Source organism: Pseudomonas sp. MF09150 (assembly GCF_059862355.1).
Map to the genome: position 1 here is coordinate 1 of NZ_JCBCUS010000006.1, position 14,035 is coordinate 14,035.

Here is a 14,035-nt window from a genome sequence, read left to right on the forward strand (position 1 = left end):
AACCCTGCTCACGCATGCGTAGGGCCGTGGAGCGCTTTTCACGTTGTTCTTGGGGGCTGAGTTTACGGGCATCTATTTTCATGGAGACAGATTATCTAATATGCCCTATTTATTTGCCAGGTTAATAGTTATGATTTGAGCCATTTTCTATCGTAAAAGTTACGGTCGCGTTATTACCTTTATCTGCGGTGTATGTGCATCTTACTAAGTCGTTGTCTGGATGTATTGAGTATGTGTTTCCGCCAGAGAAGGGGTTATCCCATTTGATGTTTATATCGTAGATCTCATCATCATCTGTGAATGAATAGGAGCATTCCCCCTCTGTTCCTGTCATGAATCCATCAGAGTCGGTTTCCCAGCTTGCATGCCCAGGGCCGTTGGATGTTGAGTTTTTAGTTATGCGATCTGGTGGATAAGTTATCCATTCGCCGTGGGGGAGTTTCTGCGAGGAGGTAATTAATCGTAAGTTGTACTTTGAGTTGTTTGTGACTTTTATGACTGTGCTTCTTGCGGCGTCAGACATGGCTGCTTCTCCGTTATTGGTCTTTATTGAACGTTGTTTTGCTAGCGGCTATCGGCAGGTGATATTGAGATTCAACATTAGTATTTAGTGTTGTGTTGTCAAGTTTTTAGGGTGTATTGTTTTTTGGTACTTTTGGTCGCTTGGTTTTTTTGAAATTAAAGGCTCAGATTGTAAAATAAAATACGGATCAGATTTATTGGTTTTTATCGTCACGGCGAGGATGGCCCTACAAACGAGTTTCCGAAAACACCTTGGTATGCGATGGGATATCGTTTGAGCCAAAAATGATTGGCTGCAAATAATTTATTTTTATTGGTGTGTTTTAGGTGGTCTACGCTGTGTGGAAGCTCTAAACATAGTGCGCTCTCGACTCTGTGGAATGGAGGTCTTGTATGAGAGAAAATAGGCGGTATGCGTCGATGTGTTTATAGGTAAGTATCCTGACGCTTAACTAAAGTTGGTTGATTGTGGGGGTGTATATGTATAGTTATCGTGGAGTGTTAAGTTGGTCTGCTGGTAAAGCCGATGAAGATATAGTTGTGGTGTTTCCTGAAGGGCTTGAAGTAGATAGTCCGGTGTTTGCGTTGTGGTGGAATCATGAAAGTATTGATGAGGTCGGTGGGCGAGCACACAATGCCAGTGGCGTTGTTGTCGGGGTTCTAGAGGGGCGTGAAGTTAAAGTTAAGTTCAGCGATGGTCAATATAACCGGTTTGATGCGGTCTTGAGTTCAGATAGAAAAGAGCTTGAAATATTTGGCGCGAATGAGGGTGGCGCCATATCATCAGTTTTACGCCTGGTGTCAGCCACTCACCAAAGTGTAGGTGCGCTTGACAATAAAACAACAAGAGTTATCAATGATACTCCCGATTTTTATTACTGTTTCTTGAATGAAGATACTAGTCCGCTGAGTACTAGAGCTATTATATTCGGGTCTCTGGGAGTGGCTTTTGCTTTTGTCGGCATTGCTGCTGCTGTAGCTGGGTCGGTCGTTAGTCTTCCTGTTGGTATTTCTATAGCAGCGGCAAGTGCCGTTGTAACTGCGGCTTCGACAGCAGACCCTTTTGTCGGAGGTGGCGAGCCGAGTGATTCCCTTCTTCTCAACGGACGGAGTATCGCTAGGACGTCGACGAGCGGCCTTCTTAGCGCGCCTAATAATGTTTTAACTATTGTAAGGTTTAGTGTTGATAATGAACGCCAGATTCTTAAGGTTGAAAGTATGTCCGTTGAAGATCTAGGCGATGTTGAGATAAAACTGTCTGAGTTGGTTGGCAAGGAAGATTGGAAGCTGGCGCTGAGTATGCATCTAGGCGGGGAGAAAAAAATACATCTAGATGCTCGTGCTCTTGTCACTATTTCTGGGGTTAAAATTATAGATTGTGCGTCTATTGGAGCGTCATACAAAACTAAAGGTAATCTGAGTTCTTATGGTGCTGGCACATTATTTACACGCCAAAAAGATAAGGAGTTTGGATTTTTTTTAAGCTCTGAGGCTTATAAGGGGGATAGGCCGAGTTTTGTAATTGATAAGGATTACTGTGTTGATGTTATTGAGTCCAGTAGCTCTGGTGATCTTGCGTCATGTGATAGTTTTATTTCACTGGTTGAAGAACGGTCAAGGTTGATTTGGCGACTTCCAAAGTATGTGGTGAGTGTGAGCGGTGGTGGGGAAACTCTTAAAAATGCTGGTGACGAGAAGGATGTTGAAAAGATTATTGTAAATAATCCTAACTACCTTGTGTACAGTTGGTCAGGCCGTGGGCTTCCTGTGATTGGGTATCCGGGGCGTGAGCGCGGAGTTACTATAAAGCCGTCAGGATATGATAGGTACATTACCTACGTTAGTGTAAGTGCAGAAATGCCGTTTTTGAAGTTGGTATAGGTCGGGTAGTAGTACGCTATAAGCAATTCATCAGCATTGTTGATATTGGCTCGTTAAGGTGCTTGCCCAACTCGTCATCGGATCGATTTAGAAGGCAGATCACTAGAGGTGAGATTGAATCTATTGAGCGCTGGACAGCGCCATAATTATGAGTGCAGTACGGCTGCGAGCGCGTGCTGAATCAGTTCTGATACATCCTGCGGTCAATGCGCTTGATCGAATGTTCAGGTTCGGCTTCAACTACTGCAAGGCGCAAGTGATGCTGCCCGCTTGAATTGAGGATTTCTTGTATGTCCACCAGACTGAAGCTGATCGAAATCAGTTTGAACGCGGTCCGAGAAATAGAGAGGTTACTGGCGAAATATGAGGCTCACTTATGCATCTGCGATGGAGGTGCTCAACACCTTGATTCATGCCCTTCTCGGGAAGCAAATCAGCTCAGAAACTATCTGACTCAGCGCATTAATAATCCAAATAAAAAATACGGGATCTAGCCCACGCGCCAGCGCAGGCATAAACGTCCGCTGTTGGCCGAAAGCTGCCTGACGCGAAGGGCTGCAACCGGCCAAAGCAGCCATTTGAATACACGTGATAAAGCTACTGATCCAACGTCTTGGACATTATGATTTTCGAGTATCGCTAGGAACACCTGACGCGGCGTCAACAAACGAAGGATCGCCTGTGGCGAGAGGCCTTTATTCACTTGTTGATGATTTCGGATGAGTAGTTCCGAGCATTCGACTCGCGCAGGGAGCTAATGATGATCCGGCTGACGGTTGGAACATCGGCATTCATTGCGTTTCGAATCAGGCAAACCATTCAAGCTTTTCCTTCTGTTCAATTACTTGGTCGTATTGAGATACGGCCTGCTGTCCTCCATCAAAAGGCAGCTTCAGGTCCTGAGGAAGTCAGTCAACCTAACGCGCCGCCTCCTGGGGCTCCTTGAACGCCCACATCAAACTATCCCTCTTCGATCCGTGTCCCGTCCTGCCCAGTGCCATTCCCCTGTAGCAGCCTGCCTGAGGTTGTAAGTGCCCGACTCTCCGTCGGCGCAGTCGAGCTTCAGACAGCACACAATTGCCATTTTCATAGCGCTTGACCTTCCCCTTATGGAAAGCCGGATAAGACCTCAAATGTTGATTTGTCCTGAAAATTACAAGGAGGTACACAATGTATGGCAAGCGAATAAACCTAATCGTTGTGGCGATATCTGTTGTGTTCATGCTGGGCGGCTGTAAGGACAGTGCGCCTGCGGCAGATGCCGCCAAGCCACCTGGCGTGCCTGTGGCCGAGGTGATTGCGCAGCCGGTAACTCCGTTTGTCGAATACACCGGTTCGTTGACCGCGATTGAGCAGGTTGAGCTGCGTCCACGTGTCAGTGGTTACCTGCAAAAGGTCAGCGTGCCCGAGGGCCAATCCGTGGCCAAGGGCAGCCTTTTGTTTGTGATTGACCCGCGGGAATTCCAGGCGGGGCTGAACGCTGCCAAGGGGCGCTTGCGTGAGGCAGAGGCCAACGCATTGCTGGCCCAGGCCGAACATGGCCGAGCCGAGCAACTGTTCGCCAAAAAAGTGGTGGCGCGTGATCGGCTCGACGCTGCCATTGCCTCGTTGAACGCCGGCAGGGCCCAGGTTGATGCCGCCAGTGCCGCGCTGGACGCCGCACAACTGGATTTGAGTTACACCCGTGTCACCGCGCCCATCAGCGGCCGTGTGGACCGTGCTCTTGTCACGCAGGGGAACTACGTCACCCGTGGGGTGACGCCGATGACGACGATCGTCTCCATCGACCCGTTGCATGTGTATTTCGATGTCGATGAGCGCACCTACCTGCGCTCGCTTGCCGCGACTCGGGAGGATGCCGGTTCGAAAGGGGAAAAGGCCGCCAAGGTGATGGTGGCGATGCTTAACGATGCAAACTATGCGCGGGCCGGGCGGGTGGATTTCCTGGCGAATGCGGCCGACCGCAAGACCGGTACAGTGCGCGCGCGTGCAGTGGTCGATAACCCTGACGGGCGCCTGACGCCGGGGCTGTTCGCCAAGGTCAAGCTGGACACCGGCGCTCCACAAACGCGGGTGTTGGTGGCCGACCACTCCATCGGCACTGACCAGGGTCGCCGCTATGTATTGGTGGTGGGTGCAGGCGACAAGACCGAATACCGCCCCGTCGAACTGGGGCCGATGGCCAACGGTCTGAGGGTGATTGAACAGGGCCTACTGCCGGGTGAGCGAATTGTCGTCAAGGGGTTGGTGCGCCCCGGCATGCAGGTGACACCGCTGGCCGCCAGCATTGACGGCGCGCCGCTGGAGACGCCGCTGGTCCTGGGGGGCGTGCAATGAGCTTCCCGCGCTTTTTCATTGACAGACCGATCTTCGCTATCGTGCTGTCGGTGTTGATGATGATCGCTGGCATCGTGGCATTCTTTCATTTGCCGCTCAGTGAATACCCCGCCGTAACGCCGCCCACCGTGCAAGTGACCGCATCGTATCCGGGCGCCAACCCCCAGGTGATCGCCGAGACGGTGGCGGCGCCACTTGAGCAGGTGATCACCGGGGTCGAGGGCATGCTGTACATGACGTCGCAATCGGCGACTGATGGCCGCATGATCCTGACCGCGACCTTCGCCCAGGGCACCAACGCGGACATGGCGCAGATCCAGGTGCAAAACCGCGTCTCGCGTGCCCTGCCGCGCTTGCCCGAAGAAGTACAACGCCTCGGCGTGGTCACGCAGAAGACCTCCCCGGACATCCTCATGGTGGTCCACCTGCTGTCGCCCGACCAACGTTACGACCCGCTCTACATCTCCAACTATGCCTACCTCCAAGTGCGCGACGAGCTGTCGCGGATTCCTGGGATCAATGACGTGTTGGTGTGGGGTGCGGGCGAGTACAGCATGCGTCTGTGGCTCGATCCCGACCTGATCGCCGCCCGTGGCTTGACCGCAGGCGACGTGATTAGCGCCGTGCGCGAGCAGAACGTGCAAGTGGCGGCCGGCTCGGTCGGCCAGGCGCCTGACTCCAGTGCGGCATTCCAAGTCACAGTCAATACCCTCGGGCGCCTGACGGACGAGGAGCAGTTTGGCGACATCATTATTCGCACCGGCGATAACGGCCAGGTGACACGCCTGCGCGATGTGGCCCGTGTCGAAATGGGTGCCGATGCCTACGCGTTGCGCAGCTTGTTGGACGGCGAGCCGGCCGTTGCCTTGCAGATCATCCAGAGCCCCGGCGCCAACGCGCTCGATGTGGCACAGGCGGTGCGCGATACCATGCAGCGCCTGGAGGCCAATTTCCCCGAGGGGATGGTGTCGCGGATTGCCTATGACCCGACTGTGTTTGTGCGTGCATCGCTGGAGTCAGTGGCCATCACCCTGATGGAAGCGATCCTGCTGGTGGTCCTGGTGGTGGTGGTGTTCCTGCGTAACTGGCGCGCCTCCCTGATCCCCTTGATGGCCGTGCCGGTGTCGATCATCGGCACCTTTGCGGTCATGCATCTGATGGGTTTTTCCCTCAATACCCTGTCGTTGTTCGGCCTGGTGCTGTCTATCGGGATCGTGGTCGACGATGCAATCGTAGTGGTCGAGAACGTCGAGCGGCATATCGAGAACGGCGAGGAGCCGACGAAGGCTGCGCGACGAGCGATGGGCGAGGTGACCGGGCCGATCATTGCGATCACCTCGGTACTCGCTGCGGTGTTCATCCCCACTGCCTTCCTCAGTGGCTTGCAAGGTGAGTTCTATCGGCAGTTCGCACTGACCATCGCGATTTCCACGATCCTGTCGGCGGTCAACTCCCTGACCCTCAGCCCGGCACTCGCCGGCCTGTTGCTGCGCCCGCGCGGTGCAGCCGTGGTACATGATCCGCGTAGCCTACGCGGTCGCGCCGCGCACCTGGTGCAGGTGCTGAGCCGGCCGTTCCAGCGGGCACCGCAGGCGTATGGCAACACGGTGCGTAAAGTAGCGGGCCGTCGTGGTGTGGCGCTGTTGGTCTATGGCGGGTTGCTGGCGCTGACCTGGTTCGGCTTCAGTGCTGTACCGGCAGGCTTCGTACCGATGCAAGACAAGTATTACCTGGTCGGCATCGCCCAGTTGCCCAATTCGGCCTCGCTGGATCGTACCGATGCGGTGGTGCGGCAAATGTCGAAAATCGCCCTGGATGAACCAGGGGTCGAAAGCGTGGTGGCGTTCCCTGGCTTGTCGGTCAACGGCTTCGTCAATGTCCCGAATGCCGCCGTGATGTTCGTCATGCTCGACCCGTTCAAGGAGCGTACCTCTCCCGACATGGCGGCGGTCGCCATCGCCGGGCGCCTGCAAGCCAAGTTCGCGAACATTCCCGACGGTTTCCTCGGCGTGTTCCCACCGCCGCCAGTGCCCGGCCTTGGGGTGACTGGCGGATTCAAGCTGCAGGTCGAAGACCGTGGCGGGGTAGGGCTCCAGGCTCTGGTGAAGCAGACCCAAGTGCTGATGACGAAAGCCACCGAGTCGGGCCAGGTCGCCGGGTTGATGACCAGCCTGGACGTCAACGCGCCTCAGTTGAATGTCGACATTGACCGCACCCAGGTCAAGAGCCAGGGAGTGCGACTGGCAGATGTGTTCGAGTCATTGCAGGTCTATCTCGGCTCGCTGTATGTCAACGACTTCAATCGTTTCGGCCGCACCTACAAGGTGACGGCCCAGGCAGATGCCGACCACCGCATGCAGGCCGAAGCGATCGGCCGCCTGCAGGTGCGTAACGCGGCCGGGGACATGCTGCCGTTGTCGGCGTTTGTCACCGTCACACCGGGGTCCGGCCCCGATCGGGTGATTCACTACAACGGTTACCCCTCGGCCGACATCTCCGGCGGAGGGATGCCCGGAATCAGTTCGGGGCAGGCCGTCGCACTCATGGAGCGCCTGGCGCAAGAAGTGCTGCCCGAGGGCGTGACCTTTGAATGGACGGACTTGACCTATCAGCAAAAGCTTGCCGGGTCATCGGCGCTGTTTATTTTTCCGCTGTGTGTGTTGCTGGCTTATCTGATCCTGGCCGCTCAATACAACAGCTGGTTGCTGCCCCTGGCGGTCTTGCTGATCGTGCCCATGTGTCTGCTCAGCGCGATCATCGGCGTCTGGTTGGTGGACGGCGACAACAACGTGTTCGTGCAGATCGGGTTGGTGGTGCTGGTTGGGCTCGCTGCGAAAAACGCGATCCTGATTGTCGAATTTGCCCGCAGCCTTGAAGCCGAAGGCGCTAACCCGCTGGAGGCGGTTATCCATGCGTGCCAACTGCGCTTGCGTCCGATCCTGATGACTTCGCTGGCATTCATCGCTGGCGTGATGCCGCTGGTATTTGCCAGCGGTGCCGGGGCCGAGATGCGCCATGCCATGGGGGTTGCAGTGTTTGCCGGCATGCTGGGAGTGACACTGTTCGGTCTGTTCCTGACGCCGGTGTTCTACGTGGTGATGCGAGCTCTTGCGCTGCGCTTGCAGCGCAGGAGTTCGAGTTCGAAGCTGCAGTTGGAGGAGCGCGCGTCATGAAAATGGCCTATCAAGCGTTTCTATTGTCGTCGCTGCTGGTGGCCGGCTGCGCCTCGGTGGGCCCCGATTATTCCGCGCCCGTATTGCCCGCCGCTTCGCTGCCGGCGGGTTTCGGTACGCCCATCGCCGGTCTCGGTACGGACGATGTCGAGGTGCAGTGGTGGCGTGTGTTCGATGAGCCAGCCCTCAGCCAATTGATCCTGCAGGCGCTGGCGGCTAACCACGACATTGGCATCGCCGCCGCGCGGCTCGACGAAGCCAAGGCGATGCTGCGCGAGAGCCGCCAAGGCTTCTTACCCAGCGGCGGTGCCGCCCTCGGGTATGAGCACCGGCAGCGCAGCGAAATCGAGACCCCGTTTGGCCAGCACCGCTCACTTGAAACCACGCGCGCGGCGCTGGATGCCGCCTGGGAAATCGACTTGTTTGGCCGCGTCCGACGCTCGGTAGAGGCCGCACAGGCCCAGGCGGGCTCGCGCCAGGCGCTGCTGCGCAGCGTACAGGCGAGCGTCGCTGCAACCGTCGCCGCGACTTGGTTCGAGTTGCAAGGGGACGAAGCCGAACAGGCGGTGGTCGCTGACATCAGTCAAAGCCAGCGCGATAGCCTGAGCCTGGTCGAGCACTTGGTCAGTGTAGGGGCGGCCACCGAATTCGATCGGTTGCGGGCCGAGGCTTTGCTGCGCAATGTCGAGGCGGTGGCGCCCGGCCTTGAGCGGCGTCGCGCAACCACGACCAACGCATTGGCCGTGTTGCTGGGGCAGGCGCCACAAGGGTTCAAGCCGCCGCTGGCCAGGCCCGGTCGTGAGGCCTTGAACCTGCGCACCCTGCAGGTGGGCGACCCCGCCGGCTTGCTGGCCCGGCGCGCCGATATCGCCGCAGCCGAACGTACGCTGGCGGCCGAGACCGCGCAGATCGGCGTGGAAACAGCCGGTTTGTATCCGGATATCCAGGTGCAGGGTTCCATCGGGCTGCTGGCCGGAGGTCTCGGCGCCTTGGGCGATGCGGGCATGCAATCGAACTTTATTGCACCGGTCATTCGCTGGTCGCTGCTGGATACCGGGCGCGTGCGTGCGCGGATCGCCGCCAGTGAGGCGCGCACCCAGGCGGCATTGATCGCCTACGACCAGACCGTGTTGCGTGCCCTGCAGGAAACCGATGACGCATTCCAGGCCAACAGTTCTGCGGGCAGCACCCTGGGCCTGCGGCTTCTAGAGGCGGCGGCCAATCGTGATGCGGCGAAGTTGGCACGCACGCGTTTCGCGGAGGGCGAGGGCATGTATCTGGATGTCCTTGAGGCCGAGCGAGCCGACTTCACCAGCCGCCGCGCCCTGACTGTGGCGCGCACCGAGCAGCGCTTGGCGGTGGTCGGCATCTACAAGGCGCTGGGCGGTGGCTGGCAGATCTGCGAGCAGGCGGGGCAGGTGTGCAGCGGTGCCGCAGTGCTGCGTTAGACCGCGTTGTTGTACGTAAGCGCTGTGCTTGCGGAGTTCGGCGAAGGACGGTTATGCGGCAGATTTCCTGTCGCTAGCCATCATTTATCGAATGAGGAGTAACTCATATGGATACCAAGCAGGTTCTGACCGTTGGCCTGGCGGTGCTAGGCGCGGCGGCGATGCCATCGATGGCAGCCCAGGAGAGCATCAAAGGCACGTTCGCGCTGCCAGGCGAGAGCGAAAAGGCAGTAGGAGCGCTGATGGTCAAAGCCGATGCCGTACCGAGCGGGCTCGGCCAGCAGGTGGTGCGCTTCGAGGTGCCTGTGCAGAACGGCACCGATCGGGCGGCCCAGGCGCCGGCCAAACCAGTGCAAGGTACTGATGGTCCCTATACGGTCAAGTTGGACACTTCGGCCCTGCGCGCCGGCACTGAAAGCATGATGTCGCTGACGGTGCTCAAAGATGGCAAGCCTGCTCAGGACTTGGACACTTACCTTGAGGTGGCTGCCCATGCGGTCTTCGTCAGCACCGAAGAGCTGGACTACGTACATGCGCATGCCATGGCGGGGACGTCCGCCCACGGCGATCAGGGTGATCCAGGCGCGGAGCCGGCGCAGTTGATGCTGCACGCCAAACTTGCGCGCGCGGGGCCTTATGCCTTGTGGATTCAATTCAAGGGCGGCGACAAAATTCGTACCGTGCCTTTGGTCGTGACGGTTCCCGCCGCGTCCGGAGGTCTCCTCCCCGGTCTACTCCCCTCGCCGTTAGTCAGCCATTGGCGGGGTGAACAGCCACCGGCTGCAGGTTGTTTCAACTCAATGAAAAAGCGGCTGTGTGATTAATAAAGGAATGGTGCTCAACTTGTCCCAGTATATGATTCAGTGAATTATTTGAACGCGGTTCTTAGGATAAAAACATCGCGTCGCATCTTTCAAGGGTAAATTTTATTATAGAGTGAAGAAATTTCTTTGGCATGTTCTATAGATGGGCAGATAGATAGTAGGAACGAGTAATCCGTTTTGTTCTTCGTTCCTTTTGACTGCCCATCAGAGGTCCACTTTTTGGTCTCAACCTGAACACAAGCGTTGGCGTCCGGGCAGCTTATTTGTACAGCCGCATAGCCCGCCCATGAAGAGACTTTGGCGAATCCCGAGCCAGGCATGTCATAGTCTTCGTGCATAATTACGTCTCCGCGATAGAGCAGCTCCCTATAGCCCCGGGCTCCATTTTTCCAAACATTCCCAAACCAATCGTACTGTTTTTGTGCGTCAGCATACCAGCTGTTACAGCTATCAACTTTTTCTTGAAGTAATGACAGTCTTGAGTCTGCGATAGAGACGGTTGAAAAGGAAAAAGTTGAAAGAGCTACGAGTCCTGCCGTTTTTAGAAAGTTCATTGTGCACCTCTAGGGGCAATAAAAGTTCATGGCGCAGTGTTCAGGGGGTTAATCTAAGTTTTCAGAAGCAGTTCGCATGCCACGAGCCGAAGCCTCCGCATCGTAAACTTCCATCGGTTTTATCGATGCATGTGATTTTTGAATTGCCGCCCGCTGGCACTCCTGCGGAAGAGCTTGATGTCGCCACCGCTCCGAATTTTTCCTTTTTGTCGACGGATACTGATATAGATTTATCGCAGATATTTTTGAATTCAATAATATACTCAGTGCCATAACTTCTCGGCTCTTGAATATTTTTTACGACGCTAATGCATTGCGAACCATATTGATTTACTGGCATGCAACTGGCTGAAAATGCAGAAAAAGACCAGAGCATTAGCAATCCGGCAAACAAAATATTTTGTGCGTTCATCTAACTCCTCCTTAGATTTTGGCTGTCAACACCGTGCTGCTAAGGTGTGGACTTCATACCGTTTAGTTAGCTAGGTAACGATTTCCCGATTACGAATCTTGCACTTGCCAAGCCTAGCCGTCAGAGCGTAAAGGCACATGCTCAGGTGTTCCATTGTTGTGAAAATCGTCAGTCATCTACGCATGGTTTCCACTTTTTGTTTTACGAGGTAAGCGTAGTTCTACTTTTGATAATTTCTGCACTCCAACCCAATTACGTGTATGAAATTTTTCTCTAGGGCGTTTCTGGGGGGCTTATTATCTATGTAGGAAATCTGTTTGCTTTCGTACGGTTGCTCTGTTTTTTTTGCAGATTCCATTCATTTCGACGCCATCAGAACCGCTAGTGTCGGCTTGATGAAAGCATCGTTCTTGGGCCAGAAATGGTTCCTCTGTATAAGGGGGGTAACTTATAGACCTTATCGTCAGGCCCAAAACTAAAGCACTGGTTCGATCAACTCCGGCCCTTTGTTCCTAACGTTACCTAGGGCAGCATCGACCTTGAACCATGCAAACGCCTCGGCCGTTTCGCTTTGGTACAACACCATCTGTTCGGCTCGCTCTTGCGGCGTTGCCGGGTCAAGCCGCTCCAGGGCCAACTCCGGGGGCGTTACCACGGGCCGCCTGTCGTGAATTTCGACTATGCCACCCGCGCTGGCGGCGGTAATGATGACAAAGCCATTATGCTCACTGCGCTCAATCCAAAAACCAGCTTAGGGCGATTTTTTATTGCCCGGATCTCAATTCTGAGCCCCGCCATCGTGCGGGGCTTTTTGTTTTCGGCTCCACCACACCCATCGCTCCGAGCCGGGAGTGCTGCTTGGGCTGATTCAAATCTGTAGCTCACGGCCTGCAACATTCCTAACTCCCTGGCGGGGAGGAACCGAGATGTCCAATATGCCAGACAAACCAGGCACCTGGGCGATTGCGCTTGCGTGGTTGAGCCAGCATTCGCTAATCCTCTATGCGGCTGCGTTGTCCTGTGCGATGGCAGTGCTTCGAATTACCTACGGTGGCGGCACTCGACGCCAAATGATCGTAGAGGGCGCTATCTGTGGGGGCTGTCCCTGACGATCATCAGCGGTCTTGAGTTCTTTTCGCTACCCCAGAGTATGGCCACCTTTGTGGGTGGTTGGGTTGGCTTCCTTGGTGTGGAGAAGATCCGATCGATAGCTGACAGGGTGACTGATTTCAAATTGCCAAGTCGCACGGTTGAGTAATCTGCGCCACGTTTTCGAATACGCTAGATTGTTGTGCGCAATTCGGGCCTTTACTCCAAGCGTCGTATGTCGTATTCGGTTGCTACATAGTTTTCCGCTTGATGAAAAGAAGTGGCCAATGTTTATCCTTGGTGGGTGATGGTATAAAATTGCCACTACAGAAATCATAGGAGTGAGCGAGCCTGGCAGAACACGACCTGTACCGCGGCAACTGTAACAGTGACCGGGAACAACGCCCCAGTAATGATTTACCAGACCAACGTCAGTAAATACGACAACCAGGCCGGGGATTCGATTTCCCCTAGCAAAACCAAAAAAACATCACCTACTAAGGCCCCTGGAGGGACGAAGATGAAAAAACGCTCCCAAGGAATCAAATCGTTAGCTCAGGCAGCTCGAAATGTGACTGCAGGCGTTGTGATGCTGGGCTTGTCACTGGATGTGGTTGGCGGACATTCCGCTCAATCCTATGATTTTTGATTTAGTAATTCTCCTGCCTCGCTAACCCTTATCGAGGCCACTCAGAAAAGTGGGGTATGACGATGAAGAGGCCATACCCTCTAGCGTCATTGCTTGAGCTTTCCGATCTATCCGACTTCGTCCAGTCATTGATCTGGTTTTTTTTACGCTTGGGTTTTTATGATTCAGTTTTTGATTTGGTTTGCTGCGTTATCAATCCTGCTGATACTTCTGGCAAAGATCGCAGATGTAATGCAGAACAGGCCGGGGCCGCTAGCAAAGCTGCTGACCAAGGTTTGTTTCGGTCTCATCCTTGCAGTATTTGCGTTCATATTCCTTGTGATGCTCTGGTGGATGATTACAGGCCAGATTGATCCCTCTGTCGCTAGCGACGCAAGACGGAGATAACGCACCTAAAAGATCAAGCCCGGCCAAGCGCCGGGTTTTTTGTTGGGTGGGCTCCATGTACAGTCAAGGCTCATCTGACACGGAGTCCTTCTGACTATGAGCAATAGATTCGGTGAGTTTCTGAATGCACTCAGGCGAGTACAGGAGGTCATGTGCGATGTCGAGGCGTGGAACAATGATGACGATAACTACTTGCTTAACCGGGTCGCTTTCTCGGGGATAGGCGGGGTCAGGTATGAGGAACTGCGGGAGCCAATTCGCCAAGCGCAATCGCTTGCGGCAGAGGTTCTGGAGTTCGGTCAAACTGGGCTTATAAATCGCATGCAGGCCAGAGCCATTCGTGAAGAAGGCTTTCAAATATCGGATACCTGTCGTAGCGATTTTGTTGCGCTGAATGTGCCCCCGGCGCAATGGGCTTTCCATGAGTTTGAAGAGGAAATCCAAGGCGCGCCTCGAGATGAAAGGCAGCGCGGGCCAGAAACCATGAGCTTATTGTTAATCAACTTTCGATACTATATTGAGGGCGATTCACCGCCTTACACCAACTGATGTGAACCCCGCCTGAGCGAGGTTTCTTATTGCCTGAGTTTTTATCTGTAGCCAGGACAGTCCTCGGGAATGCCTGGACGTCGATAGCCGGATAGTGCGACGTACGGGATCAACGCCGGCAGCCCGCGCACCCTTACCTCACATGCTGTCGGAGTGGCGCGAGACCGGGCCGGCGAGATCGATGCGACGCCGGGAAGGTCTTTCGCAGGC

The 14,035-nt window shown here is 55.1% G+C and carries 10 protein-coding genes and 2 pseudogenes; 8 read left to right on the top strand and 4 right to left on the bottom strand.

Annotated elements, in window-relative coordinates; translation table 11 throughout:
- Positions 1 to 121 precede the first annotated feature (121 nt).
- A complete protein-coding gene (locus AC19YX_RS21450; protein ID WP_500606949.1) occupies positions 122 to 523 on the bottom strand; it encodes a hypothetical protein in 402 nt (133 codons plus the stop codon).
- Between the two features lie 479 nt (positions 524 to 1,002).
- On the opposite strand from AC19YX_RS21450, the gene AC19YX_RS21455 reads away from it, so the two are divergent.
- From AC19YX_RS21455 to AC19YX_RS21475, 5 genes are all read left to right on the top strand, one after another.
- On the top strand, positions 1,003 to 2,403 hold the full coding sequence (locus AC19YX_RS21455; protein WP_500606950.1) for a hypothetical protein: 1,401 nt from the start codon (positions 1,003 to 1,005) through the stop codon (positions 2,401 to 2,403).
- A gap of 1,170 nt (positions 2,404 to 3,573) precedes the next feature.
- Positions 3,574 to 4,740, top strand: a complete 1,167-nt coding sequence (locus tag AC19YX_RS21460) for an efflux RND transporter periplasmic adaptor subunit (RefSeq protein ID WP_500606951.1) — start codon at positions 3,574 to 3,576, stop codon at positions 4,738 to 4,740.
- Positions 4,737 to 7,913 (top strand): efflux RND transporter permease subunit, encoded by a 3,177-nt coding sequence (locus tag AC19YX_RS21465; protein ID WP_500606952.1) that lies wholly within the window; start codon positions 4,737 to 4,739, stop codon positions 7,911 to 7,913. The genes AC19YX_RS21460 and AC19YX_RS21465 overlap by 4 nt, the downstream gene beginning before the upstream one ends.
- Positions 7,910 to 9,361 carry an efflux transporter outer membrane subunit gene (locus AC19YX_RS21470; RefSeq protein WP_500606953.1) on the top strand — a complete coding sequence of 484 codons (1,452 nt, stop codon included), beginning with the start codon at positions 7,910 to 7,912 and terminating at the stop codon, positions 9,359 to 9,361. Before AC19YX_RS21465 ends, AC19YX_RS21470 begins: the two co-directional genes overlap by 4 nt.
- 107 nt (positions 9,362 to 9,468) lie before the next feature.
- Positions 9,469 to 10,185 carry a DUF8832 domain-containing protein gene (locus tag AC19YX_RS21475; protein ID WP_500606954.1) on the top strand — a complete coding sequence of 239 codons (717 nt, stop codon included), beginning with the start codon at positions 9,469 to 9,471 and terminating at the stop codon, positions 10,183 to 10,185.
- 89 nt (positions 10,186 to 10,274) lie between these two features.
- Here the strand turns inward: AC19YX_RS21475 and AC19YX_RS21480 are convergent, their stop codons facing one another.
- The 3 genes and pseudogenes from AC19YX_RS21480 to AC19YX_RS21490 all read right to left on the bottom strand — a co-directional run.
- The gene (locus AC19YX_RS21480; RefSeq protein ID WP_500606955.1) at positions 10,275 to 10,739 is read right to left on the bottom strand and encodes a hypothetical protein; all 465 of its coding nucleotides are present in this window, start codon (positions 10,737 to 10,739) and stop codon (positions 10,275 to 10,277) included.
- A 61-nt stretch (positions 10,740 to 10,800) separates the two neighbouring features.
- Positions 10,801 to 11,151, bottom strand: a complete 351-nt coding sequence (locus AC19YX_RS21485; RefSeq protein WP_500606956.1) for a hypothetical protein — start codon at positions 11,149 to 11,151, stop codon at positions 10,801 to 10,803.
- A gap of 475 nt (positions 11,152 to 11,626) precedes the next feature.
- Positions 11,627 to 11,887 (bottom strand): annotated as a pseudogene (locus AC19YX_RS21490) (SOS response-associated peptidase family protein); the annotation flags it as partial.
- 190 nt (positions 11,888 to 12,077) lie between these two features.
- Between AC19YX_RS21490 and AC19YX_RS21495 the strand changes: the two are divergent.
- The 3 genes and pseudogenes from AC19YX_RS21495 to AC19YX_RS21505 all read left to right on the top strand — a co-directional run bounded on the left by AC19YX_RS21495 (position 12,078) and on the right by AC19YX_RS21505 (position 13,825).
- Positions 12,078 to 12,409 (top strand): annotated as a pseudogene (locus AC19YX_RS21495) (phage holin, lambda family).
- Between the two features lie 351 nt (positions 12,410 to 12,760).
- A complete protein-coding gene (locus AC19YX_RS21500; RefSeq protein WP_500606957.1) occupies positions 12,761 to 12,889 on the top strand; it encodes a hypothetical protein in 129 nt (42 codons plus the stop codon).
- A 483-nt stretch (positions 12,890 to 13,372) separates the two neighbouring features.
- Positions 13,373 to 13,825, top strand: a complete 453-nt coding sequence (locus tag AC19YX_RS21505; protein ID WP_500606958.1) for a hypothetical protein — start codon at positions 13,373 to 13,375, stop codon at positions 13,823 to 13,825.
- Positions 13,826 to 14,035 lie beyond the last annotated feature (210 nt).

Excerpts from the sequence above, each read along its gene's own strand:
- AC19YX_RS21455 (WP_500606950.1), top strand. The coding sequence starts at position 1,003 with ATGTATAGTTATCGTGGAGTGTTAAGTTGGTCTGCTGGTAAAGCCGAT.
- AC19YX_RS21465 (WP_500606952.1), top strand. The coding sequence starts at position 4,737 with ATGAGCTTCCCGCGCTTTTTCATTGACAGACCGATCTTCGCTATCGTG.
- AC19YX_RS21505 (WP_500606958.1), top strand. The coding sequence starts at position 13,373 with ATGAGCAATAGATTCGGTGAGTTTCTGAATGCACTCAGGCGAGTACAG.
- AC19YX_RS21500 (WP_500606957.1), top strand. The coding sequence starts at position 12,761 with ATGAAAAAACGCTCCCAAGGAATCAAATCGTTAGCTCAGGCAGCTCGA.
- AC19YX_RS21450 (WP_500606949.1), bottom strand. The coding sequence starts at position 523 with ATGTCTGACGCCGCAAGAAGCACAGTCATAAAAGTCACAAACAACTCA.
- AC19YX_RS21475 (WP_500606954.1), top strand. The coding sequence starts at position 9,469 with ATGGATACCAAGCAGGTTCTGACCGTTGGCCTGGCGGTGCTAGGCGCG.
- AC19YX_RS21480 (WP_500606955.1), bottom strand. The coding sequence starts at position 10,739 with ATGAACTTTCTAAAAACGGCAGGACTCGTAGCTCTTTCAACTTTTTCC.
- AC19YX_RS21470 (WP_500606953.1), top strand. The coding sequence starts at position 7,910 with ATGAAAATGGCCTATCAAGCGTTTCTATTGTCGTCGCTGCTGGTGGCC.
- AC19YX_RS21460 (WP_500606951.1), top strand. The coding sequence starts at position 3,574 with ATGTATGGCAAGCGAATAAACCTAATCGTTGTGGCGATATCTGTTGTG.
- AC19YX_RS21485 (WP_500606956.1), bottom strand. The coding sequence starts at position 11,151 with ATGAACGCACAAAATATTTTGTTTGCCGGATTGCTAATGCTCTGGTCT.